Origin of the sequence: Yaniella halotolerans DSM 15476, assembly GCF_000420805.1 — a bacterium.
Taxonomy (GTDB): Bacteria; Actinomycetota; Actinomycetes; order Actinomycetales; family Micrococcaceae; genus Yaniella; species Yaniella halotolerans.
The window spans coordinates 1,553,617-1,576,478 of the sequence record NZ_ATVQ01000001.1; the positions used below are offsets into that span (position 1 = coordinate 1,553,617).

Annotated in this window: 20 protein-coding genes, 2 tRNA genes and 1 pseudogene; 9 read left to right on the plus strand and 14 right to left on the minus strand. The window is 56.3% G+C overall.

Features of this window, described 5'->3' with window-relative positions; genetic code table 11:
* Nucleotides 1-6: 6 nt before the first annotated feature.
* From G583_RS0107420 to G583_RS0107460, 9 genes and pseudogenes are all read right to left on the minus strand, one after another.
* On the minus strand, nucleotides 7-1,200 hold the full coding sequence (locus G583_RS0107420) for a thiolase family protein (RefSeq protein WP_022870554.1): 1,194 nt from the start codon (nucleotides 1,198-1,200) through the stop codon (nucleotides 7-9).
* 180 nt (nucleotides 1,201-1,380) lie between these two features.
* Nucleotides 1,381-2,580, minus strand: coding sequence for a bifunctional 3-oxoadipate enol-lactonase/4-carboxymuconolactone decarboxylase PcaDC (pcaDC, locus tag G583_RS17125; protein ID WP_022870555.1), 1,200 nt, complete (start codon nucleotides 2,578-2,580; stop codon nucleotides 1,381-1,383).
* Nucleotides 2,577-3,983, minus strand: a complete 1,407-nt coding sequence (locus G583_RS0107430) for a lyase family protein (protein ID WP_022870556.1) — start codon at nucleotides 3,981-3,983, stop codon at nucleotides 2,577-2,579. Before G583_RS0107430 ends, pcaDC begins: the two co-directional genes overlap by 4 nt.
* Before the next feature lie 74 nt (nucleotides 3,984-4,057).
* On the minus strand, nucleotides 4,058-4,651 hold the full coding sequence (gene pcaG / locus G583_RS0107435) for a protocatechuate 3,4-dioxygenase subunit alpha (RefSeq protein WP_022870557.1): 594 nt from the start codon (nucleotides 4,649-4,651) through the stop codon (nucleotides 4,058-4,060).
* On the minus strand, nucleotides 4,641-5,453 hold the full coding sequence (pcaH, locus tag G583_RS0107440; RefSeq protein ID WP_022870558.1) for a protocatechuate 3,4-dioxygenase subunit beta: 813 nt from the start codon (nucleotides 5,451-5,453) through the stop codon (nucleotides 4,641-4,643). The genes pcaG and pcaH overlap by 11 nt, the downstream gene beginning before the upstream one ends.
* A gap of 29 nt (nucleotides 5,454-5,482) precedes the next feature.
* Nucleotides 5,483-6,673: a 4-hydroxybenzoate 3-monooxygenase gene (locus tag G583_RS0107445; protein ID WP_022870559.1), complete on the minus strand. Its 1,191-nt coding sequence runs from the start codon at nucleotides 6,671-6,673 to the stop codon at nucleotides 5,483-5,485.
* Nucleotides 6,674-6,766: 93 nt separating this feature from the next.
* Complete coding sequence (locus tag G583_RS0107450; protein ID WP_022870560.1) at nucleotides 6,767-7,537, minus strand: IclR family transcriptional regulator; 771 nt, start codon at nucleotides 7,535-7,537, stop codon at nucleotides 6,767-6,769.
* A 130-nt stretch (nucleotides 7,538-7,667) separates the two neighbouring features.
* A pseudogene (locus tag G583_RS16325) lies at nucleotides 7,668-9,032 on the minus strand (MFS transporter).
* Nucleotides 9,033-9,848: 816 nt separating this feature from the next.
* A tRNA-Ser gene (locus G583_RS0107460) sits at nucleotides 9,849-9,939 on the minus strand.
* A 113-nt stretch (nucleotides 9,940-10,052) separates the two neighbouring features.
* Between G583_RS0107460 and G583_RS0107465 the strand changes: the two genes are divergently transcribed.
* From G583_RS0107465 to G583_RS14955, 5 genes are all read left to right on the plus strand, one after another.
* Entirely contained in the window at nucleotides 10,053-11,069 is a 1,017-nt protein-coding gene (locus tag G583_RS0107465) for an NAD(P)H-quinone oxidoreductase (protein WP_022870561.1), read from the plus strand.
* 11 nt (nucleotides 11,070-11,080) lie between these two features.
* The gene (locus G583_RS0107470) at nucleotides 11,081-11,530 is read left to right on the plus strand and encodes a hypothetical protein (protein ID WP_022870562.1); all 450 of its coding nucleotides are present in this window, start codon (nucleotides 11,081-11,083) and stop codon (nucleotides 11,528-11,530) included.
* 69 nt (nucleotides 11,531-11,599) lie between these two features.
* Nucleotides 11,600-12,307, plus strand: coding sequence for a TVP38/TMEM64 family protein (locus G583_RS0107475; RefSeq protein WP_022870563.1), 708 nt, complete (start codon nucleotides 11,600-11,602; stop codon nucleotides 12,305-12,307).
* A gap of 108 nt (nucleotides 12,308-12,415) precedes the next feature.
* Entirely contained in the window at nucleotides 12,416-13,054 is a 639-nt protein-coding gene (locus tag G583_RS14950) for a TetR/AcrR family transcriptional regulator (RefSeq protein WP_051129672.1), read from the plus strand.
* A gap of 53 nt (nucleotides 13,055-13,107) precedes the next feature.
* On the plus strand, nucleotides 13,108-14,634 hold the full coding sequence (locus G583_RS14955) for an MDR family MFS transporter (RefSeq protein WP_022870565.1): 1,527 nt from the start codon (nucleotides 13,108-13,110) through the stop codon (nucleotides 14,632-14,634).
* Nucleotides 14,635-14,696: 62 nt separating this feature from the next.
* On the opposite strand, the gene G583_RS0107490 is transcribed toward G583_RS14955, so the two are convergent.
* The 4 genes from G583_RS0107490 to tmk all read right to left on the minus strand — a co-directional run bounded on the left by G583_RS0107490 (nucleotide 14,697) and on the right by tmk (nucleotide 18,205).
* A tRNA-Thr gene (locus tag G583_RS0107490) sits at nucleotides 14,697-14,772 on the minus strand.
* Nucleotides 14,773-14,850: 78 nt separating this feature from the next.
* Nucleotides 14,851-16,386, minus strand: a complete 1,536-nt coding sequence (locus G583_RS0107495) for an alpha/beta hydrolase (RefSeq protein WP_022870566.1) — start codon at nucleotides 16,384-16,386, stop codon at nucleotides 14,851-14,853.
* A 17-nt stretch (nucleotides 16,387-16,403) separates the two neighbouring features.
* Complete coding sequence (locus G583_RS0107500) at nucleotides 16,404-17,576, minus strand: DNA polymerase III subunit delta' (protein WP_022870567.1); 1,173 nt, start codon at nucleotides 17,574-17,576, stop codon at nucleotides 16,404-16,406.
* On the minus strand, nucleotides 17,576-18,205 hold the full coding sequence (gene tmk / locus G583_RS14960) for a dTMP kinase (RefSeq protein WP_022870568.1): 630 nt from the start codon (nucleotides 18,203-18,205) through the stop codon (nucleotides 17,576-17,578). Before tmk ends, G583_RS0107500 begins: the two co-directional genes overlap by 1 nt.
* A gap of 60 nt (nucleotides 18,206-18,265) precedes the next feature.
* On the opposite strand from tmk, the gene G583_RS14965 reads away from it, so the two are divergent.
* Genes G583_RS14965 through G583_RS16335 form a run of 4 tightly spaced genes read left to right on the plus strand, consistent with a single transcriptional unit; the run spans nucleotide 18,266 to nucleotide 22,149 of the window.
* On the plus strand, nucleotides 18,266-18,577 hold the full coding sequence (locus G583_RS14965) for a DUF2516 family protein (RefSeq protein ID WP_022870569.1): 312 nt from the start codon (nucleotides 18,266-18,268) through the stop codon (nucleotides 18,575-18,577).
* Between the two features lie 21 nt (nucleotides 18,578-18,598).
* Nucleotides 18,599-19,345 carry a phosphoglyceromutase gene (locus tag G583_RS0107515; protein WP_022870570.1) on the plus strand — a complete coding sequence of 249 codons (747 nt, stop codon included), beginning with the start codon at nucleotides 18,599-18,601 and terminating at the stop codon, nucleotides 19,343-19,345.
* 24 nt (nucleotides 19,346-19,369) lie between these two features.
* Nucleotides 19,370-21,343, plus strand: coding sequence for a chorismate-binding protein (locus G583_RS0107520; RefSeq protein WP_022870571.1), 1,974 nt, complete (start codon nucleotides 19,370-19,372; stop codon nucleotides 21,341-21,343).
* Nucleotides 21,340-22,149: an aminotransferase class IV gene (locus G583_RS16335; protein WP_022870572.1), complete on the plus strand. Its 810-nt coding sequence runs from the start codon at nucleotides 21,340-21,342 to the stop codon at nucleotides 22,147-22,149. Before G583_RS0107520 ends, G583_RS16335 begins: the two co-directional genes overlap by 4 nt.
* A 14-nt stretch (nucleotides 22,150-22,163) precedes the next feature.
* Here G583_RS16335 and phoU read toward each other — a convergent pair whose 3' ends face one another.
* Nucleotides 22,164-22,820: a phosphate signaling complex protein PhoU gene (gene phoU / locus G583_RS0107530; RefSeq protein ID WP_022870573.1), complete on the minus strand. Its 657-nt coding sequence runs from the start codon at nucleotides 22,818-22,820 to the stop codon at nucleotides 22,164-22,166.
* Nucleotides 22,821-22,862: the final 42 nt, after the last annotated feature.

Here is a 22,862-nt window from a genome sequence, read left to right on the forward strand (position 1 = left end):
TTTCCTTTACTCAGTGGCGTCTTCGTTTTCAACCACCATGGCAACACCCTGGCCCACGCCAACACACAGCGCGGCCAGACCCCAACGGCGGTTCTCAGCTTTCAGGCGGCGTGCCAGGGTACCCAACACACGGGAACCGGAAGCACCCAGTGGATGGCCCAGCGCAATGGCGCCACCCCAGGCGTTCACGCGCTCATCGTCCAGCGCGATGCCCCAGGAATCCAGGTTGACCAGTACTTGTGCGGCGAAGGCCTCGTTGAGTTCGATGGCTCCGACTTGATCCCAGGTAATGCCCGCGCGTTCTAGCGCCAGGTTGGCGGCCGGGACCGGTGCTTCGCCAAAATACTGGGGTTCATTAGCCGCCACACCGCGGGAGACAACGCGAACCAGTGGGTCAGCGCCCAGAGTGGTAGCGGCCTGTTCGGAGCCCATCAGCACCACGCCGGCGCCATCGTTCATCGACGACGCATTGCCGGCGGTTACGGTACCGTTTTCTTTCCGGAACACGGTGCGTAGGCCCGACAGGGTGTCAACGGTGGTTTCTGGGCGAATGGTTTCGTCGCGGGTGACCTCGTCGACGGGAACGACCAGGTTGTCGTAGTGGCCGGCTTCCCATGCGGCATTGGCCCGCTGGTGTGACAGAGCAGCGTATTGGTCTTGGCGCTCGCGGGATACGTCGTATTTTTCAACGAGCTGCTCGGTGGCTTCACCGAGTGAAACGGTCCATTCGTTGGGCATATCGGGGTTGATCAGACGCCAGCCCAGAGTCGTGGAGACCATCTGACTGTTGCCGGCCGGGTAGGCACGTTCTGGTTTCGGCACGACATATGGGGCACGCGACATGGACTCGGTTCCACCGGTAATCACCAGGTGGTTATCGCCGGAACCGATCGAATAGCTGCCGTGGAAGGCAGCGTCTAAGGATGAGCCGCACAGGCGGTTGACGGTCACCCCCGGGATGGAAGTTGGTAGACCCGCCAACAGGGTAGCCATGCGGGCCACATTGCGGTTTTCTTCGCCGGCGCCGTTGGCGTTCCCAAAGACGACGTCGTCGATCGCCTTGCGATCCAGGTTCGGGTAACGCTCGAGGAGTTGGGTGATGACGGTTGCCGCGAGATCATCTGGGCGAACACCGGCGAGTCCGCCGCCGAGCCGACCAAAGGGGGTGCGTAATGCGTCGTAGATATATACCTGCTGCATGATTCCTTCCGAGCGTGAAGCAAAAACTCTATGTTCGCTGTGCGAACGATGGTTCACTGTGCGATACTTCGAGTCTAGCTGACGCGTCCGCTGGGCGAAAGGGGTTCGTCATAAATGCGTTTGAAGCGATAAAAAATCCGGTCCACTCAACAGACTGGACCGGATTTCATGTCAACGGGACTAGGCTTCTTCAGCCTCGTATTCCGACAGCGCCTGCTTGGCGACAGAGAATGCCACGTTGGCGGCTGGTACAGAACAGTAGATCGCTGTTTGCAGCAGAATCTCTTTGATTTCGTCAACGCTGAGTCCGTTGCGACGTGCAGCTTTGACATGCATGGCCAGTTCGTCCCAGTACTTGCCGGCCACCATGGCGGTCAGTGTGACGGCTGAGCGCATGCGACGGTCCAGACCGGGACGGGTCCAAATGGTACCCCACGCATAGCGGGTAATCATTTCCTGGAAATCCCGGGTGAAATCGTCGATATTAGCGTTGGCACGGTCCACGTGTGCATCGGATAGCACCTGGCGACGAACAGCCATGCCGGCGTCGTACACTTGCGTGGTTGTTTGTTCATCGGATGGTTGCTGAACCAGTTGGCCCGAGAAGAAGGCGTGCAGAATTTGTGCGGTACCTTCCGGATCTTCGGTTGGTGCCTGGTGCGCCACGTTTTCTAGTACAGCCATCTGACCGTGCTGAACAGTGCCGGCTACATTTTCCGCGTGCTCTGGTGGCGAGACCGGATCGACTTCCCCAACCAGCGCCAGCAGCGGCGTCTGAATCTGGGTCAGTTGGTCGGTCATGTCAAAGTGCGATAGTGCAATTGAAGCGTGCGCGTAGGAATGCCGGTCGGCATTTTGCAGCGAGTGCAATAGCGCGGTGGCTTCGGTTGGATTCGCATCGATGAAACCGTCGGCAAACCAGGTTTTTGCTGACCGCTCCACCATGGCCGGGGTCCCTGCGGTCGAGACGTATTCTGCGCGTTCCTGCCACGCTTCCGGCGTGCCGAATTTTGGTGAGGAGCACACCATGGCAACGCGTTCAAAGACATCGCCGTGATTCGCTGCGATGCGCTGCGCGACAGCCCCAGACAGCGAGACTCCGGCGAAAAATGCTTTTCGATCGGTACCGTCAATGGCTTCAGACGCCAGCCGTGCCGCAATATTGGCGAGATCATCAATTTCCCATTGGTCGGTGGAGGCTTCGGATCGTCCGTGACCCGGTAGGTCATAACCGATAATTTCATAGTCGTTGGCCAGCAGTTGTGCAGCTTTGCCCCACAGAGGTTCCACAGCAGTCCCAATGCCGGGCCCGAGAACCAGCAAGGGCTTGGCTGGGTTATGGTCGGTGAACTGAATACCGGCGATTTTTGGTTCGGTCATGAGCTCCACTTTCTATAACGCGAATATACTTCTGCCACGATACTCGCAGCACCTCCCCTGTATCCGGAAGGGTCTAACATCTTTTCAATAGCTTCCACGGTCACGATCCCGTCTGGCAACTGTTCTACCAGGGCCTGGGCGAGGTCATTGTCATTGGTCATAGCTGTAGTACTGATGGATTCGATGAGTTGCTTGCCATCACCGGGTGCAGCCGCACCGTGGGCCTCAACAATGGGGACCAACCACTGTGTTAGACGTCCGAGGAACACTGCCTTGCCGTGGATCGCAAGATTGTGCCGCATCGCATCGGAGTGGACCTGGAGTCCGTCGGTGAGTTCGACAAGAATCTCGCTGACCGCACCGGTCAGGCGCAGCAACCCGCGCAGCGCGGACCATTCGGTATGCCAGCCACCGTCTGCACGTTCTGCGGTATTCGATATGACTCCGGTTTGCAGGGTATTGAGGTGACCGCTGGCCTCTTGGGCCGCATGTTTGAGGCGAATTGACAGTACCGGGTTGTTCTTATGGGGCATGGCCGATGATCCGCCGCGGCCGGGTTTAGTCGGCTCAGCTAATTCGGCGTTCTCGGCTTGCACCGACGTCAGTACATCGTTGGCGAGTTTTGCTGCAGCAGCCGTTACCTGGAACGCCATCTGTCCCAGCTGGAGGATCGGTATGCGATTAGCGTGCCAGACCGGCGCTGAGACGAGGTCGAGCTCCTCGGCCAGCAGATCACGCTGATGGTTGACCAGGTCCATGGGATCGGACTCGGGCTGAGCTGCCTTAAAGTAATCCACCCACCACGTCGAGGTACCGACAGCGCCACCCCACTGAAGCGGAAGACTATCCACCACATTCTCAAAGTGTTGGCCTGCGCTGCCGAGTGCTTCGATCCACTGGGAAACGCGGTAACCGAACGTAATGGGCTGGGCATGTTGAGCCAGCGAGCGGCCGATCATCACGGTGTCAGCATGGTCTATGGCGAGCATTGAGAGCTGACGGACCGCGGTTTTGAGGTTTGTCAGCACGTGCTCACCGGCCCGAGTAGCCATCAACATTAAGGCGGTATCAATAATGTCCTGGGACGTCGCGCCTCGATGCACATATTGACCGGCCTGTGGAAGATTGGCAGCAACGTTATTCCGCAGCGCGTTTAACAACGGGATCAGGGCGTTGGCGCCATCGGGGGTCTGAGCTGCGATGGCTGTGAGATCGTAGTCGTCGATATGACTGACGGCCGCCACGGCATCTTCAATAGTTGCCGGCGCGGTGCCAAACCGAACCTGGGCGCGACACCAGGCGGCCTCAACATCAAGCATTGCCTGTCCGAAAGCGGTATCCGAAGTGAGCGCGGCAGCACGCGTACCGGCCCATGCGGGATTGAGCAAGCCGAAATCTTCCACGAGAGTGTTCCTTTGATCGGGGTCAGACATAACGATACCCGCCCGAATCAACGAGCGGGTATCGAAAGTAAAACCTACGGTTTCGGGTAATCCATACCGGGGTAACTGAAAAACACGGTTTCGTTGTTGCCCTGCAGGTGGATGTCGAACAGCAAGCGTTTACCGTCACGCTTGGCAATCAAGGTTTCTGCGCGATCGCCCAGTGCCGAGAGTGTCGCGTCGTTTGCCAAGCCCTTGTTCTCTGGAATATAGGCGCGGGTGTGCAGTTTATTCAACAGACCGCGGGCAAAGACGACGACGTGGATGAACGGGGCTTTGCCCTCATCGGTAGCGCCCGGCTGAACTGTGGTGAACCGGTAAGTGCCCACATTATCGGTGGTCGCACGGCCCCAGCCGGTGAACGCAAATGGGTCACGGATGAGTGAACCATCTTGGTTGGGGATGTTGCCATGTTCATCGGCCTGCCAGATTTCGATCATCGCATCCGGGATTGGAGTGCCTTCGCCGTCATAGACGGTACCGATCAGTTGGATCGCTCGGTCATCCCCCGGGGGGACCAGATTGTCGCCATTCTCAAATGGCAGGTGGACTTGTTCGGCAGCATTAAAGTAGCCGAAAAAGGGGCCAATAGTTTGGCCCGGTGTTGGGGTCAGATCATTAGTGGTCATGGTCTTCGTCCTCCATCGGGGTTTGCTGCGAGCCGGTCAAAACGATGTCCCAGCGGTACCCGGTGTTCCATTCGTGGCTGGTGATTGAGTGATCGTAGGTTGCAACCAGGCGGTCGCGTGCCTTTTGGTCGGTGATCGACTGGTAAATCGGATCCAGCGCAAACAGCGGATCGCCGGGGAAGTACATCTGGGTGATCATGCGCTGTGTGAAGTCCGTGCCGAAGAGTGAGAAGTGCACGTGTGCTGGACGCCAAGCGTTGTGGTGGTTTTTCCACGGGTATGGAGCCGGCTTGATGGTGGTGAACTCGTAGGTTCCGTCGTCACCGGTGATCGCGCGGCCGACACCTGAAAAGTTCGGATCGATCGGGGCCGGGTGCTGGTCACGTTTGTGAATATACCGACCTGCAGCGTTGGCCTGCCATACCTCAATGAGTTGGTTTCGTACCGGGCGGCCGTTGCCATCGAGTACGCGTCCACGAATGACGATGCGCTCGCCGATCGGTTCACCATTGTGTTGAATGGTGAGGTTCGATTCCAACTGGTGGACGTCTCGGTGGCCAAATGCGGGTGAGTATAACTCGATTGTTTCGGGGTCCGTGTGGTGCAGATCCTTTGTTGGGTGCCGCAGCAGCGATGACCGGTATGGCGGATAGTTCAGTCGCGGTTGGGTCTCTTCCCGCTTGGGATCGGCTTGCACGCTCTGCTCATAGGTGGTGCTAATGTCTTGGATTTCGGAGCTGAGGGTCTCCTGAGAGTCGGCTGTGGCCAACGGGTCGAGTTTTGGACTATTCGTAGAGGTCACTTCGCCATCCTTTCGTCGTGTCGGTCGGGTTATTCGTGCGGCCAGCCGCAGTATGATTCGGCAAGATATTGACGCCCGTATTTGGAGCCCACTACCGTGTGTAGCTCGCCAATGGCACGGCGGGTTTCAAAGGAACTTGCGTCTTTGCGGGTGTGGAGCATGCTGGTCATCCAGTATGAGAAGTTCTGGGCTTTCCAGACACGCTTGAGGGCTGTTTCAGAATAATTGTCGATGCCGGTGGAGTCGCCGGTCTTGAAGAATTGCTCGAGCGCCGCGAAGAGCACTTTTACATCGGCAAAAGCGAGGTTGAGGCCTTTCGCCCCGGTGGGTGGCACTGTATGCCCGGCATCCCCGGCCAAGAATAGATTGCCCCAGCGCATGGGTTCTGCCACGAAGGACCGAAATTTCAGCACAGTTTTTTCAAAGATTGGGCCTCGTTTGAGTTGGAAACCATCGGGGCCATCAACGCGGGCTTGCAGCTCGGCCCAAATTTCGTCCTCGGTCCAGTCATCTGGATTCTCGTCTGGATCACACTGGAAGTAATGGCGCTGTACCGTCTCGTTGCGCTGCGAAATGAGTGCGAAACCCCGAGGGGAGTTGGCATAAATGAGTTCTTCGGCGCTCGGGGGTGCTTCGGTTAGGATGCCGAACCATGCGAAGGGGTATTCAATCTTGTGCTCAACACGAGTTTCAGATGGGATAGCACGCCGGCAGAATGAGCGTGAACCGTCGGTGCCGACAATAAGTTCTGCTTCGATTACTCCGGGCTGACCATCAGCATCGGTGTAGTGAATTTTCGGGGTATCCGATTCGACGTCGCTCAGATCCGTTACGGTGTGTTCGTATCGAACATCGCCCTTGTCGCGTGTACGGGCTGCCGCAAGATCCACGAAGACTTCGTTTTGTGGGTACAGCCATACGGAGGCATCAATGAGTTCTTTGAAGTTGATGCGATGTGATTCACCATCAAACCGTAGATCAATACCCTCGTGCTCGTAGCCTATCTCTCGTACGCGAGAGTCGACGCCGTAGTCGGTCAACATTTGTACCGCACCGGTTTCAAGAATGCCTGCGCGATGGGTGTTCTTGATGGTTTCGTAGTCTCGGGATTCCAACACAATGTTGTCGATACCTGCACGTGACAGCAGATGCGATAACATCAGTCCGGCTGGGCCGCCGCCGACAATACCCACCTGGGTGGATTCTGCTTGAGTGCTCACGAAAACTCCTGTCGCGTCAATTACTAGATGGTGTCTCTAACAGTGTGTGGCATATGTCGTGTTCTGCGCCACTACATTCTCACTCAATGAGAATTACTCGACGTCGGGGAGTGGGTGCAGTGCGCGTGAGAGTCCGCGGGACGCGGCCATCAACACTGGTATGACTGCGCCGCGCTGCTCAAAATCTTCGGGGATGACCACCGAAATGGCGGCGATTGCGGTGCGATTCTTACCCCGCAACGTGTTGAAGACCGGCACCGCGGCGCCGGTGGTGCCGTCGTCGAGCATGCCATCCAGCATGGCGAAGCCTTCTTGGCGAATTTGCGCCAACGTCTTGGTGATGTGACCAGAGGATGGGTAGGTCATTTCAGCAGCCTTAGGGTGGGCCAGGAAATATTCGTCAATCACGTGGGGCGGTTGGAACGCCAACTGCACTAATCCCATTGACACAGTATGTATAGGCATCCGAGTGGCGACCGTTGCCTGGTTGACCACCGAGTTTCTGGACGACAGGCGCTCCACTACCAGAACCTCGTGGTCATCGAGCACCGATAGCTGTGTGTGCTGACGGAAAATAGCTTGGACGTCGTCGAGGAATGGCATCGCAGCCGTCCGTAGGCTGACCGCTGGCGAAGAACGGGCGGCTAATTCCCAGAGTCGCATGCCCAGTCCGATTGTGCCGTCTGGATAGCGCGTCAGGATATCTTCGTTCGAAAGTTTTGCGACTAGCCGGTAAGCCGTTGCTTGCGGGATATCTGCTAGGTGGGCCAGGTCAGTCACGCTGAGTTGGCGGCGGTTTGCGTCGAAAGCAGACAGGATGCGCAGCACGCGGTCCAATACGGTGTCACCGGATGATGTAGTCATGACTTCTCTAGTCTATCTCGGCAGTCGTGCAGCAGCGTTGGCGTTAGTGCGCGATGTGGGGAGGACGTAACGCCAAAGGGCGTGACTCGAAGAGGTTCTCGAGTCACGCCCTAGTGGCAAGTCGATTTTTCTACCTTTGATAGCGAGATGCAGCCGTTATTTTTGAACGCACTGGGTCGCTGGCTGGTTGCCCCTCGCTTTGAGGGGTCCTGGGTTCGCGTGCCATACGGACACCGAGAACGCTTAGTGCGGACAGGGCGGCAATCATCCACCAGCCGAGGTCAGAGCTGCCAAGTTCGGTTCCGAGCGTGTAAACATACGGGAACACCACAGCTCCGAGGTTTCCGAGGGTTAGGACAAGCCCTAGTGCAGTGGCGAAATCCTTGCTCGAGACTTGGTCGGGGTATTCCGAGGGGGAAACACTGGCAGGCGACAGATACATCATGCCAAAGAGTCCGATTGCGCTGAGGATGACCCACAGCATGATGCTGTTGGCTACTGGGATCAAAGCCAGTAAGGCGACGATGAGGGCTGCTGGAATCCAGAGGGTGGACAAGAACTTCTTTGCCCGATCAGCCCAAATACCGCCCAGGATCGAGCCGGGGATACCAATTAAGAGCATGACCAAGCCTAAGAGGCTAGCATTCGAGCCGCTAAAGCCATGTTCTGATTCTGCGTAGCCTGGAGCAAGCTGTGACACAGTAAAGAATGCGCCGTAGGCAGCGACACTTACTATTCCGATGCCCCACAGTGTCTTCGATTTGAGGAGTTTGACAGTAGCGGACCAGCTAAACTCGTCTCCTTCAAGCTCGTCCATTTGCCCCGGAATCTGAATTAATGCGGCACCAGCGAGAGCAATAATGAGTCCAAGGCCGGCGGCCATCCATAAACTGGCGCGCCAACCGTAGGCTTCCATTAGGAACGTTCAGACATACAAGCCGATGGCTGAGCCGCCGGTGAGCCCGAGGCCATTCAGGATGCCCGCTACGAGTTTCCCGTTTTCAGGTTTGGACCAATATGCGCCCAGCGGGAAGACAGACGCAACGATGAGAGACATGCCGACCCCGCCGACGAACCGCGCTGAGAGCATCAGTCCGTAACTGCTCGACAGCGCGATAAGTGCGCTCGATGCGGCAGTGATAAAACCGCCCCAGACGGCTACTTTCTTGAGGCCCCAAGCGGCTGCTGCGAAGCCAGCAGGTATGTGCGCAATGGCGTAGCCAAGGAACCAGAGTGAAACCATCAACCCGACTTGAGAATAACTGAGACCAAACTCGGTAGTTAGCGTCGGGTAAGCAGGCACGACCGCATACATCTGTAACCCGTACGAGAATGCCAGCAGCGTCGAAACTGTAATGACTATTCCGCCCGTTCGTTTTTTCGGGGGCGCCCCTATCAAATTTGGTGTTGTATCAGTCGTCAAAAAGTGATCCTCCAGGTATCGGTGTTGATGATGTTCTAGTTCAGCGGCGATATAGCCGCGATAAACCTCCACAAGTCCTCGTGCGGTCAAATCCAAGGTCTGCAGCGCAAAATAAAACGCATCACGGCAGTTGCGTGTTGATGCAGTCAAAAATCTCGTCAAGTGACGTGAAAATTGGCATCTCTCCCGCGTAGAAAGAGGGGTCTGGTGGCCGAATTCTCGTGTCTATCGCCGTCGTGCTCTGAGCCGGACGTGCTAGTGGCTTGACCCTATTTCAGCCTAACGAGCTTGGGGGATTTGTACAGTTGAACTGTCACGATGAGGTCGTTATAGCGCTACGACGACTCACATTTCTTGGGCTTGCTCGAGATCGTTAAACGCACGATTTGTAGAGGCAGTATCTGTTGTCATACCAAAAGGCTGGCGTACTGTTGCCCTTGTCGCTGTTGGCATTTCGGAGAATGCGGGCTGATTCGTCAGTTGGATTCCGCGTGTGATCGAAGCTCGGATAGTGCGTCAAGATGACACTTGACATGCGCCCACAATTATGCCTTCAAAGAACAATGCGTTACGGTCTGAGAATACAGGGTAAGCACGGATAGTTCCTTCTGCGACTAGGGGGCTTGGTTTCGTGTATTTATCGGGGACCTGACAAGTGAAAGGCCATCACTTTCTGTGGGCGAGGACCACTCTGGGTCGAGGTTCGATCCGACGTTCGTGCTTGGTTGTTGAGCAATTAACTGGAACATGCGAATGGTGCCACTGCCGAGAAGAGCAAATCGAGGGCTAGTGTTTGGTCGCCATTGTGGAGTCACGAGCAAATCTGATGTAAAACAGAAAAACTCGGGTGAGAACAGCAGTTTCTGCAAAGTTCTCACCCGAGTGATGTGGCGGATGGTGGGGGATTTGAACCCCCGGGACGGGGTTGCCGCCCTCTGGTTTTCAAGACCAGCTCCTTCGGCCGCTCGGACAACCATCCAGACGAGGATTTATTGTACCTGTTCTAGGGGTCAGGTACATAATCGTGAGTGTCTCAGCCGCTAGATGGTCACGTATTGACGTCTTTCAGGGCTACTGGCGAGGATGAAAAGCATGTCATTACCTTCACAAATGCAAGCAGTCCGCTTTATACCGCAGCCCGGAAGTGAGAAGGCTTCTAAAGCTGAGCCGGCCGATATTCATGTGGTGAGTCATGAGGTACCCAAGCCAGAGGCGGGAGAAGTCCTGATCAAGGTCGAGGCCGCCGGGGTTAACAATGCGGATCTGTTGCAGCGAGTGGGAGGCTATAACGTTCCGGAGGGTGCGACGGATATCCCTGGGTTGGAGATAGCTGGCACAGTCGCGGCACTCGGTGAGGGGGTAAGTAATTGGCACGTAGGTGACCGAGTCTGCGCACTGCTGGGTGGAGGTGGCTACGCTGAATATGTAGCTGTCGATGCACGCCAAGTGATTCCAGTCCCGGACCAGTTAGATCTTTATGAAGCCGCTGGCATTGTCGAAACAGCGGCAACAGTGTGGTTTAACGTCTTTATGACCGCGGCATTTCAGGCGGGGGATCACGTGCTCATTCACGGCGGCTCCGGCGGGATCGGCACCATGGCAATCCAGATGGTCAAAGCCATGGGTGGATATCCGATAGCTACGGCAGGTTCCGATGCCAAGGTCGAATACTCTCAATTCCTGGGCGCACAGGGCATCAACTATCGCACCGAGGACTTCGTCGAGCGGATTGAGGAGATCACCGATGGTCACGGCGCCGACATCATTCTGGACATAATCGCTGGCGAATATTCAGAAGAGAATATGCGTGCGTTAGCCCATGGTGGGCGTTGGGTGGTTATTGGCACGCAAGGTGGGATTAAGGGGCCTATTAACTTTCTACGCATGATGACTAAACAGGCTGTTCTGACCGGTAATCTCCTGCGCCCGCGTTCCGCTGAGGAGAAGGGTGAAATCCTGAGTGGACTGGTGGAGCATATCTGGCCACACTTTGTTGACGGGACGATCGACCCGCTGATCGCGCAGACTTTTCAGCTTAGCCAGACCGCAGAGGCGTACGAGCGTTTTTCCGAGTCTGACCGGGTTGGAAAAATTGTCCTGACGATGTGAGACACTAAGTGATGATGAAACCAGGTCCGTTTGCGCGCCGTCGCGAGGCAAAGAAACTCGATGCAGAGCTTGGCAACCTTTTGTGGCGCCAAGCCCATGATCGTTTTGCGCGGTCGCTCGACCGATATTGGCAAGTCGTTGAGTCCGAACGTACAAGTGCAGTTACCCAAGAGGAATATAACGGCTTGGTCAATGCTGGCAACGCTCTAGTCGACGCGCTGGCCACGGTACGTACAATTTGTGCTGCGGCACGTCAGCGTTATGGCGAGCAAGAGCTGAATGTTCCAGCTGGCGCTGACGAAGTGCATCGTATGATGTCGCGTGCGGCCAATGATCTAGCTGCCACGGCACAAGCTGTTGCCATGTACAAGCGTGGGCAAGCCAATGTGCTATCCGTTGGCAGACGTGCAGAAAAAGTACTGGAGTCAGTTACAGCTGCCAAGGACCTCATGAAACGATAATGCGGTTGGACGGTCAGTCGCATACAGTCCACGGGTGACCAGGGCTTTGAAGGGGTCTACAGTGGGACTATGTCCCCAGAATGTGACGAATCAGCAGCGGCTCAGCACGATCCTGAGCAAGACCGATTCGACTGGGCGCTGATAGTCCGTAACACGGTTCTAGTTGTCGTGTTGTTTATTTTCCTGTGGCTGCTGTTTAACGTTGAATTGCCATCGGCAGATCGACTGCGCGACATGATTGACTCCTGGGGCTGGGCAGCCTGGCTGGTGTTCATTGGAATTTACGCGTTGGTTGCGATGACGCCCATTCCCGTCACGGTTATGGCGGTGACCGCAGGTCTGTTATTCGGCGTTATTGACGGCACTGTGCTGTCGGTAATCGGTGTCCTTCTCGGCTGCTGGGGTGGTTACTGGTTGGCACGAGGCCTGGGCCGCCAAGTGACGGTCAAAATGCTTGGGACGCGAGCAAGAACAGTTGAGCGACATCTTGATCAAGCCGGATTAGAGGCCATTGTTGTCTTGCGTCTCTTACCGGGTTTTCCGTATTGGCCGGTGAACTACGGGAGCGGGGCTTTCGGTGTGGGCCAACGTGACTTTCTCATCGGAAGCGCACTTGCCGTGATACCGGGTCAACTTTCGTTGGTGGCCGTCGGTGCATTGATTTCGAATCCGAACATCTTCACCGGTACAACCGTTGCGGTCAGTTGGGCCATCGTGTTGGTGATGACTGTTTTGGCCTATTGGCGTTGGAAGGCGGCGCGTCCAAAGGGCGAATGATTCCACGCATAGAACACGGTGTCGCCTATCACTACGGGCATACCGCAAGTGAAGTTCGTATACGAAAAACTTGCACAGCGTGCAAGTTTTGGTTTAGGCTCGTCTTCTATGGTTTTTCAAGAAGATGCGTTCCTGGGGCGGCGTGAGCAAAAGAAGCTCGAAACACGACGAGCAATCAGAGATGCTGCATTAGACCTGGCGCTGGAAGACGGCTTGGAAAGCCTTACCGTTGAACTCATTGCGCACAACGCTGGTGTTTCACCAAGAACATTTTTCAATTACTTCGCCAGCAAAGAAGATGCGTTGGTGACGGAAGCTGCCGAAGGTGCGACACAGGTGCGAGCCCTGTTATTGGAACGGCCCGCTGAGGAATCCCCGATGCGAGCGTTGCATCACGCTATTATCACGAGCGATTATTACGGATCTATCCCGCCAGACCGTGATCGGCTTCTTGCCCGGCAGCGTCTAACTCAAGACCATCCCTCGTTGATGGCTCACCAGCTGGGAAAGATCGCTAATGCGGAACGCACATTTGCAGTAGCACTTGCTGAACGCATGGACACTGACATTGATCAAGATTTGGTGCCTGAGCTGTTAGCCGCGACGGCGGTGAGCATTATTCGTGTGGCAATGCGCCACTGGGTGGCCGAGGGCGACAGGCCGCTCTATGAACTGATCGATATGGCGTTCAAGCGTTTTGAAGACATGGACCTGTTTAGCGATGGGGCCGTTGGTGCTACTTCGTAGCACCGAGGACAGAGTTTTTCATGGCGGCAGAAGTGAAGGAGAGATGACAGCGAGTGGCAAGTGACATTACCGGTTCGATTCCGATCGTGGAAGGTCGGTACAACGAGGCCTATTATGAGCGGACAAAAGTAAAGAAAGACGATTCACCGCGCAGGAAGCCAATTAACCGCAACGTCGTGCTTGCGGTACTCGTTTCCGGCGCCTTCGTTGTCATTCTCAATCAGACCCTGATGAACACGGCACTTCCAGCACTCATGGAAGATTTTGGCATTACTGCGAATTCCGCGCAGTGGGTTACCACCATGTTTATGCTGGTCAACGGCATCATGATTCCGGTTACGGCGTTCTTGATCCAGAAATTTACGACGCGCAGTCTCTTTTTTGCTGCGATGGGGTTGTTCACCCTCGGGACAGTGCTTGCCACTCTGGCGCCGACCTATGCGGTTCTGCTTGCTGGCCGCTTTGTTCAGGCTGCCGGTGGCGGGATCATTATGCCGCTGATGCAGACCATCCTGTTCGCCATTTTCCCAAGAGACAAACGCGGCCAAGCCATGGGAACCTTCGGCCTGGTGATCTCCTTCGCTCCAGCGATCGGGCCAACGCTGTCCGGTTGGATCGTCGAGCATTTTCCGTGGCAAACGCTCTTTTTGATGATGCTGCCGATTGCCATTATCGACATGATCATCGCCTACTTTATTCTTCATAACGTCACCGAACGGACGAACCCACGCCTGGACTCGCTGTCGATCGTACTGTCCTCCCTAGCCTTCGGTGGAATGCTCTTCGGCTTTGGGAACGCAGGCAATACCGGTTGGTTGAGCTATGAAGTACTCGTGCCACTCAGCCTTGGCCTCGTGACCCTGGTCCTCTTTATTTGGCGTCAACTGATATTGGAAGAGCCAATGTTGGAACTACGCATTTTGAAGAACCCTATGTTTACCCTGAATACCGTGCTGGGCATGGCAGTATTTATCGCGATGATCGGTGGAATGCTCATGCTCCCGGTCTACATGCAAACAATGGCCGGCTATACCGCCACGGAATCTGGGCTGATGTTGTTACCCGGTGCCGCGATTATGGGCATTATGTCACCGGTAACGGGACGAGTCTTTGATCGCTACGGGGCCAAATGGCTAGCGATTGTCGGTTTTGGGCTGCTTGCTGTCGGAACCCTATTTTTGACGGCACTAACATCGACAACGTCATTTGCTTATCTTGCGGTCTTCAACTCAATTCGGATGTTCGGGACTGCCATGGTCATCATGCCGGTCACTACGGCTGCGCTCAACGAGCTGCCGCAGAGGCTCATCCCACACGGCAGCGCGCTGAACAACACGATGCGCCAGGTCGCAGCTTCGGTTGGAACCGCGGTCTTAGTAACAGTCATGACTGGAACCGCACTCGACCCCGCCACACATGGGACAGAAGGTCTGATTCACGGAGTCAATATTGCCTTCCTCGTAGCCGGGTTAGTCGCCGTGCTAGGCATCATAGGAGCGTTCTTCATTCGTGGATCGCGTCCGGTGCCGAGTGAAGAAACTGTAGCTGAGGTTTCAGAGGAAACCCCAGCAGAGTCCTAAGAAGAAAAAAGCCCCGGTTCGTGCAAAGTGCGCAGAACCGGGGCATTCCCTCTTCAAGTGGATGGAGCCGACTACCGGATTTGAACCGGTGACCTGCTCTTTACGAGGGAGCTGCTCTACCAGCTGAGCTAAGTCGGCGCGAACGACATCGTATGCGATGTGGTCCGATAAGAGATCATAGCGAGTGTGACATGTATTGGTCAAAATTGTTCATGTTTACTCACATACCATGTCGTCATCTGGGAGCTCATCGTTCAGGATATAACCGTCGATCGCGTCGACGATACATTCATTTTCCTTGGAATATGCGCCATGGCCTTCGCCCTCAACGGTGATATGCACACTGTTGTCGAGTTCATCAGCCAGCTCGTGTGAAAAATGAATTGGTGTAGCCGGATCCGAGGTCAGGCCGGTGACCACGATGGTGTCAGAACCTTCAGCGTCGGTGTCTTCAACCGTATCGCTGGGATCTACCGGCCATCCATTACAACCTGCAGAATACGAAAGATATTTGCCAAAGATCGGGGCTTGTTCCGTAAGTTCTTCAGCTTCCTGTTCTGCTTGTTCGAAGGGTTTCTCTTCGCCCGTGTAGTCTAAACAGTTGATGGCATTAAACGCCGCGGTGTCGTTGCTATATTCTCCGGAGTCATCCCGCCCGTGGTACGTATCCGCGAAGTACAGGAACAGTGGGCGGTAGTCGGAGTTGGCGTAGTCATCCTCGAGTGCTTGTTCGAACGCCAGCGCCAACATCTCCCAGCTGTCTTGGGAATACAACGGCAGTACGATGCCGAAGAAAAGATCAGATACCGGTTGGGTGCGGCCCTCCGGGTACGTGAGCGGTTCTTCTTCAACCTGGGCGAGGAAATCAGTGACCGTGGTCATGACTGATTCTGCATCGCCATCCTGACCGATGTTGCAGTCTGAGCTGTCAGCACACCATTGCGCCCACGCTTGGAGGGACTGTTCAAAGCCCGCAGATTGGGCTTTGGAAACCTCAAACGTTTCGGCACTAGGCGGCAGAACAGAGTCCAACACAAATTTGCCGACCTGCTCCGGGAACAACTCGGCATATGTCGCACCGAGTTTCGTTCCGTACGAGATACCGAAATAGTCGAGCTGCGGTGCGCCCAGTGCGGAACGAATGACATCCATGTCCTTGGCCGCAGAAGCAGTGTCCACGAAGCCAACTATTTCCCCAGAACGCTCTAGGCACTGCTGGGCGTAGGCTTTGTTTTCTTCAACCGTCGCGTCCCAACCTTCCTGTGTCGAGGGGTCATGGACTATCTCGCGGGATGCATCAAATTCTTCATCAGTCTCACATTGAATGGGCTCCGAAACGCCAACACCGCGTGGATCAAACCCAATGGGAGAGGTGTTTTCTAAGAGGTCCTCAGAAAAAACAAAACCCAGGCTGTCTTGGACAAAGGCGATACCCGAGGAACCTGGCCCGCCGGGGTTCACCAACATAGGTGGCTGGTCTGCTGTTTCGGCATCCCTGGTCAGATGAATATCGATGCTCTCATCGTCCGGGTTCTCATAGTCCATCGGAACTTCAACAGAGCCGCATTCAAAATCGGCATTATCGTCGCACGTTTCCCACGCAATGGTCTGTTCGTAGAACGTCTCTAACCCATCTGGCGCCGACTGCGCTTGGTTGCTCGGCGATGGTTCAGGCTCTCCAGATGCGCAGGACGTGAGCGCCAGTGCTGCGACGGTCCCAGCGGCAGCCAAGATTCGGATAGTGGTAGGCATCAAGTTCCTTTGCGTGGTTATAAGGGAGCGTGTCGACGAGTTCGAGGAATAAAGGCCAGCAACATGGCTTCTAGAGCAAGCAACGGTGGGACATTGCCTGCCAGTCGTCGGCGTGCTGTATTGATAGCTTCGAGGCTGCTCAGACAGTGCTCTGCAGACACCTTGGCACTGTACTCCGTGAGGTGCGGCCGTAGATGTTCATTAATGAGTTGCGTGTCCTGGGATAAGTGCAGGACGAGGAGATCGCGGTAGACGCCGGATAAATCGATCATGGCTCGGTCCAGTGCATCGTGAATCGCGCGCCGGTTGCGAGCGGTTTGATTATCTTCCAACCGACGGAAGTGTACGCGCAGTTTAGGCGGAACGGTATCGTCCTCGGTTAGCCCAAGCGAGCGCAATAAGCTCGACCGCTCGGCCGCATTGCGATCCGATGAGGAAGCTTCGGCTTCATCTTGCACCAGCTTATGGAGATTATCGGCCGACTCCACTGCAGCCGACGCCGAACTCACGGTCATGGGGAGATTGACGATCATGTCGCGACGCTCACGAGCTTCGGGGGAGCGGGCCAACCAGCGGGCAACCCCGACGTGGGACTGCGAAGCGCGAGCACAGGTGTGTGCCAACTCAGCTTCGATACCGTCTCGGCCGACCAGCAGCTGCGCGACATCTTCGACTGCCGGAATGACTAAGTTGATGTGCCGGGTGCGGGAGCGGATCGTGACCAGCACGTCGGCGGGGGACGGGGCCGAAAGCATCCAGATGGTGCGTTCGGGTGGCTCCTCGATGGCTTTGAGTAGCACATTGGTGGCGCGTTCCGTCATGCGATCGGCATCTTCGATAATAATTATGCGCCAGCGTCCCGTTGAGGGGCGATCGTGGGCGTCTGAAACAAGCTCACGGACATCATCGATTGCGTACTGCACCTTTTCGGTGGTCACAATATTGACGTCGGCGTGAGTTCCAGCAGCAATGGTGACACACGCCTGGCAGGTGCCACACCCGCGCTGGGAGATTTCTTGTTGTTCGCACTGCAAGGTTTGCGCAAAGGCACGGGCTGCCATGGAACGTCCCGATCCTGGTGGACCAGTAAACAACCATGCATGGGTCGGGGAGGTCATCGTTTCCGGGTGCGAAAGCTGTTGGATGACCGCATGCTGGCCGGCCAAAGAATGCCAGACTGGATTCGCCATTACAGCTTCACTCCGTAGTTAGTTTCAAGATGGGTCAAAATCTGTGCGGTAATAGTTTTAGGAGCCTGGGCTGCAGGTATAAGCAGATGACGGTCTGGTGCTGCCTCGACCTGGGTTAGAAATGACGCACGCACCGCATCCTGAAAACCATCAGGGGCAGACTCCATTCGATCAATCATCTCACCGCGATCATCACGCCGCGCACCGGCAACTGATGCATCAAGGTCCAACACCACGGTGAGATCCGGGTGCAACCCACCGGTGGCGTAATCATTAATCTCGATGACAGCATCTTGACGAAGACCACGCCCAGCGCTTTGATACGCGATGGACGACCCCACGAAGCGATCTGAGACGACCACCTTGCCCGCGTTTAGGGCCGGCAGAATCGTTTTGGCCACGTGATCGGCACGCGCAGCCGCGAAGATCAGCGTTTCGGTCATGTCGTCAATATGGGTGGCAGGATCAAGCACCAGGGCGCGCAATGTTTCAGCAACATCTGATCCGCCTGGCTCGCGAGTGACCACGACATCATGCCCGATCTCACGCAAAGCGTTGGCTACCGCGGCCACCTGGGTCGACTTTCCCGTCCCATCGGCGCCTTCAAACACCACAAATAATCCCGTCACGACACAACCTTTCTCACCGTATGCTCCCATTAGCCTAGTGCCACCCACTAGACTCATCTTATGAATTTTCTGCGAATCGTTGTGATGATCGAATATGGGCTGCAGGCAGGCCTGGCATTGGTGGGCGCCGGCATGGTGATTTGGGCGATGGCCGATGCGGCTCGCCGTCCCGCCGGTGTCTTTGAAGCCCATACGAATCAGACCAAACCAACCTGGTTGCTCATCCTCGGGGGTGCACTGATCTTTGGGTTGGGTTCCGCAGCACTCACCATCTTCATGGGTGGCCGGATGGGGCTGTTCGGACTTGCAGCTATCGTGGCGGCGGGCGTCTACTTGGCGGGGCCGAAACGTCAATTCGAGCTGTGGGCCTAACGACCAGGTAAAGTTATCGTCATGTCTACATCATCGAAACTGGTCTTACTGCGCCACGGACAATCTACATGGAATGAACTCAATCAATTCACCGGTTGGGTCGATGTCCCGCTGACCGATAAGGGACGCACTGAAGCCGCTCACGCTGGTCAACTATTGAAAGACGAAAACCTACTGCCCGACGTCGTCTTCACCTCACTGCTGCGCCGCGCCATCAGCACCGCGAACCTAGCGTTGGAAACGGCAGACCGCCAATGGGTTCCAACGCATCGCAGCTGGCGCCTCAACGAACGCCATTACGGTGCGCTTCAGGGTATGAATAAGGCTGAAATTCGCGAGGAACACGGCGACGAAAAATTCATGACCTGGCGTCGTTCCTATGACACCCCACCGCCGGCGCTCTCCGACGATCACGAATTCTCGCAGTACCGCGATGAACGCTACGCCCAGCTTGGCGAAGACATTCCGCGTACTGAATGCCTCCAAGACGTCGTCACTCGGCTGGTGCCTTACTGGTACGACAACATCGTTCCACAGCTGGCCGCGGGCAAGACTGTCCTGGTTGTGGCACACGGTAATTCACTACGCGCACTTGTCAAACACCTTGAAGGTATCTCGGACGACGACATCGCCGAACTCAACCTACCCACGGGTGTTCCCTTCGCTTACGAACTCGGCGCAGATATGAAAGCAGCAGGACCAGCCCGGTTCCTTGACCCAGATGCAGCTGCTGCCGGTGCCGCAGCCGTTGCTGCGCAAGGCAAATAACTCCGGTTGTCGTGAAAACCCTGCATGATACTCGTCGTTGATAATCACGGGTTCACGACCCGAATCCTCACGCATCAGCTCGGGGCGGTGCGCCTTGTCACCGCCGCCGAGCTGCGTGTCGTCGACCTACATGACTACACGCACGTGGTCCTGGGCCACGGCACTGCCGCCGATGAACTACAGCCGCTCCACGAGGTGCCGCATCTTCCGGTGCTGGCCATTGGGGCAGGCTATCAGCAGCTTGCAGATTGCTATGGACATACCGCAACCACCAGCGCACAACCGGTCTATGGGCAGCCCGTGGAGCATCAGCACACCGGTTGCGAACTCTTTGCGGGTCTGCCGGATCCCGTCGAGCTCATTAGCTACCACGCGTGGCGTCTGCACAGGATGGACCCAGAACGCTTCACTATTCACGCAAGCGATGACAACGATGCTGTCCTAGCGTTTCGTGTAAACGGCACCAACCACTGGGGCCTCCACGGGGATCCGGCCGCTCTGCAATCACCGGCAGGGCACACCATCATCCAAAATTTCTTAGGCCTCGCATCCCACGACGCCACCGAGGCGGAACCCGCTGCCGTCAAAACCCCAGACCGTCGTCGCTATGAGGTCTATACCCGAACGCTCCGCGGCGAACTCGACACAGTCGCCACTTTTGCCGCACTGCAAGATGACACGTCGGCGGCTTTCTGGCTCGACTCCGCCTCGGCTGATCGGGGCCAAGGCCGCTTGACGGTGATGGGCACCAACGCTGGCGAACTGACACAAACACTTCGCTGGAACGTCAGGACGAACGAACTCGATGTGCTCACCGGGGACAGCTTGCAGCACCTGACCGCCGATGTCTTTGACTATCTTGAAGCACACCTGTGGGAACCGGCGACCGTACTCGACTTCGACGGATACACCGGTGGCTGGGTTGGGTATCTCGGCTACGAAGCAAAACAGGCCACCGTTGCAGGCCACCAGAATCGTTGGGAAGCACCGACCCCGGATGCCTACTGGATCCAACCGCAAGCCTTTCTCCGGTACGATCACCGCGACCAATCCACAACGCTGGTCGCGTATCAGGACCCGGCGCTGCTCGATACGCTGGAAGCCGCATTGGTTTTCGGGCCGCCTACCGAGCCCGAAGCGCTAGAGCGGACGGAAATCACAGGACAATGGCGGCTTTCCGCAACGGAGTATGAGGACCGTGTGGGCCGTATCCAAAAGTTACTCCATGCAGGAACAGCCGCCGGCGTCTGCCTGACCGATACTTTCAGCATGAGCACCCACGGAATTGATGGGTTGGCCCTATACCGCCGTTTGCGGTCGAAGAATCCCGCCCCGTATGCGGGTTACCTGCGTTTCAACACCTTCGGGGATAGCCTCGAAGTGCTCTCGGCTTCACCAGAAAAATATCTCAGCATCGATGCCGCCGGGACGGTTGAATCCAAACCGATCAAAGGAACCGTGGCGCGTAGCGCCGACCCCACAAGAGATGCTGAGATTGCGCAACGCATGGCCGCCGATGCAAAAATACAATCCGAAAACTTGATGATTACCGACCTGTTACGCGACGATCTTGCCGCCGTTACCGTTCCGGCAAGCGTACAGGTGCCGAAACTGATGGCCGTGGAATCGTTTGCGACGGTGCATCAACTGGTGACCACCGTGACCGGACAGCTACTCCCAGAGACTTCAGCAGTCGACGCGTTGAAAGCAGTATTTCCAGGCGGGTCCATGACCGGTGCGCCCAAGCACATCAGCTTGGAAACACTCGATGTGCTGGAAGCCGGGCCCCGAGGCATCTATTCCGGGGCCATGGGATGGATTGGACACCACAATACGGCTGAACTCAACGTAGTGATCCGGACAGTCGTCATCAACGGCGACGAGTTAAGCATCGGGGCTGGAGGTGCAGTCGTGGTGGACTCCGACCCTGTGGCGGAAGAACAAGAAAAACACTTGAAGGCTCGAGCCCTGATGGACAGTATCGCGGAGCAGCTTTGACCGAGTTTCCACAGTACTTTGGCTGGCAGGACAACGGTTTTGTGGCCATAACGCAGCCCAAAACCACTGAGATACTCGTGGCCGACTCCTGGCGGGTGCAGAACGGCGCCATCTGGGGGCTTGCAGACCACGTGCAACGGTTTATGGCAGGCATTGCACAGCAGAACCCGAATCCTGCGCTGCGGCAAGACATCACCGCGCAAAAACTCCAGGACGCGTTGCAACAGAAGCTGACGGACATCTCCACTGTCCATCCCGGGGTGGAGCTGTTTCCGCGGATCAGTATGGAAGCACACGAAGGGTCTTGGCGCATCGTGCTGCTGGTACGGCCCGCCCCAGAACCGCGTCAAACAACGAGTTTATGGATACCGGACTACACCGACCCGCGCACCAGGCCTACGGTCAAAGGACCGGATATTGGCCTGATGCGCGGACTGATGCACGAAGCACCAGCCGATGATGTCGTCTTGCATGACGGCACCAACGTCCATGAGACCACCACCGGCGCGCTGCTCGTCTGGCTCGCACCAGAGCACCTGGTGTTATGTCAGGCGACCAAGCAGCTTGCTTCGATTTCCGCGCAACGTATCGCCAACCACGCGCGGTCACACAATATTGAGGTGACCACCCGTTTGGTGACCATTCAAGAGCTGGCCTCCGGAGAATACCCGGTGTGGTTTTCGAATACACTGCACGGGATTTCCCCGGTGAGCACCGTCGGCAGTGCGACCGGAGAAACGCATGTTGAAACCCACCAAACTGCCGCACAGTGGCAAGCGGCCTGGTGGGGGATGTTCGCTGTATAACTACGGGACAGGAACTACGCGATAACGGGTGGCTCCCACTCGCCGGTGACCAGATACGCGATCTTGCGGCTAATCGATACCGCATGGTCACCAAACCGTTCAAGCCGCATGACCAGCAGTGTGAGATCCTGCGCTTGAGTTGCAGAGATATCCCAGGTGCCATCGGTTACCGAAGTCAGAACCTTTGAATGCAGAATATCGACGTCGTTGTTGAGCTTAACGATGGCCCGTCCGTGGGTCAGATCGTACTCCGTCATGAGCTGCTGCAAATGCTCACCGATCTGGACGACCAGCTCAGCCATTTCTTGCATCTCGGGCTGGCAGGGTTCTGGCACAAGCGGCTGAGGGTGACGCAGTCGAGTCAATGCGGCTGTATGTCGTGCCAGATCGCCCATGCGTTCCATCGACGACGACACCCGCAGTGCGGCGATCAACAGGCGAAGATCCGTGGCGACAGGGTTTTGGAGCAGCAGCAGTTCAATGGTTCGTTCATCGAGTGCATTTTGTAGGTAATCGATTCGAGCATCTTGGGTAATGACTGTTTCAGCCAAACCCAGATCCTGGGATTCCATGGCTACTCGCGCTTGCTTCATAGCTCGATTGACCAGGGTGGCCATTTCGACCAACTGGTCACCTACGGCCTCCATCTCGGCCATAAAGAGTTTTCGCATAAATTTAAATCCTCGTAGATACATTGAACGATTGCAGGCCAA

Excerpts from the sequence above, each read along its gene's own strand:
- G583_RS0107420 (WP_022870554.1), bottom strand. The coding sequence starts at position 1,200 with ATGCAGCAGGTATATATCTACGACGCATTACGCACCCCCTTTGGTCGG.
- pcaDC (WP_022870555.1), bottom strand. The coding sequence starts at position 2,580 with ATGACCGAACCAAAAATCGCCGGTATTCAGTTCACCGACCATAACCCA.
- pcaG (WP_022870557.1), bottom strand. The coding sequence starts at position 4,651 with ATGACCACTAATGATCTGACCCCAACACCGGGCCAAACTATTGGCCCC.
- G583_RS0107450 (WP_022870560.1), bottom strand. The coding sequence starts at position 7,537 with ATGACTACATCATCCGGTGACACCGTATTGGACCGCGTGCTGCGCATC.
- G583_RS0107465 (WP_022870561.1), top strand. The coding sequence starts at position 10,053 with ATGTCATTACCTTCACAAATGCAAGCAGTCCGCTTTATACCGCAGCCC.
- G583_RS0107470 (WP_022870562.1), top strand. The coding sequence starts at position 11,081 with ATGATGAAACCAGGTCCGTTTGCGCGCCGTCGCGAGGCAAAGAAACTC.
- G583_RS0107475 (WP_022870563.1), top strand. The coding sequence starts at position 11,600 with ATGTCCCCAGAATGTGACGAATCAGCAGCGGCTCAGCACGATCCTGAG.
- G583_RS14950 (WP_051129672.1), top strand. The coding sequence starts at position 12,416 with ATGGTTTTTCAAGAAGATGCGTTCCTGGGGCGGCGTGAGCAAAAGAAG.
- G583_RS0107495 (WP_022870566.1), bottom strand. The coding sequence starts at position 16,386 with ATGCCTACCACTATCCGAATCTTGGCTGCCGCTGGGACCGTCGCAGCA.
- G583_RS0107500 (WP_022870567.1), bottom strand. The coding sequence starts at position 17,576 with ATGGCGAATCCAGTCTGGCATTCTTTGGCCGGCCAGCATGCGGTCATC.
- G583_RS14965 (WP_022870569.1), top strand. The coding sequence starts at position 18,266 with ATGAATTTTCTGCGAATCGTTGTGATGATCGAATATGGGCTGCAGGCA.
- G583_RS0107515 (WP_022870570.1), top strand. The coding sequence starts at position 18,599 with ATGTCTACATCATCGAAACTGGTCTTACTGCGCCACGGACAATCTACA.
- G583_RS0107520 (WP_022870571.1), top strand. The coding sequence starts at position 19,370 with ATGATACTCGTCGTTGATAATCACGGGTTCACGACCCGAATCCTCACG.
- phoU (WP_022870573.1), bottom strand. The coding sequence starts at position 22,820 with ATGCGAAAACTCTTTATGGCCGAGATGGAGGCCGTAGGTGACCAGTTG.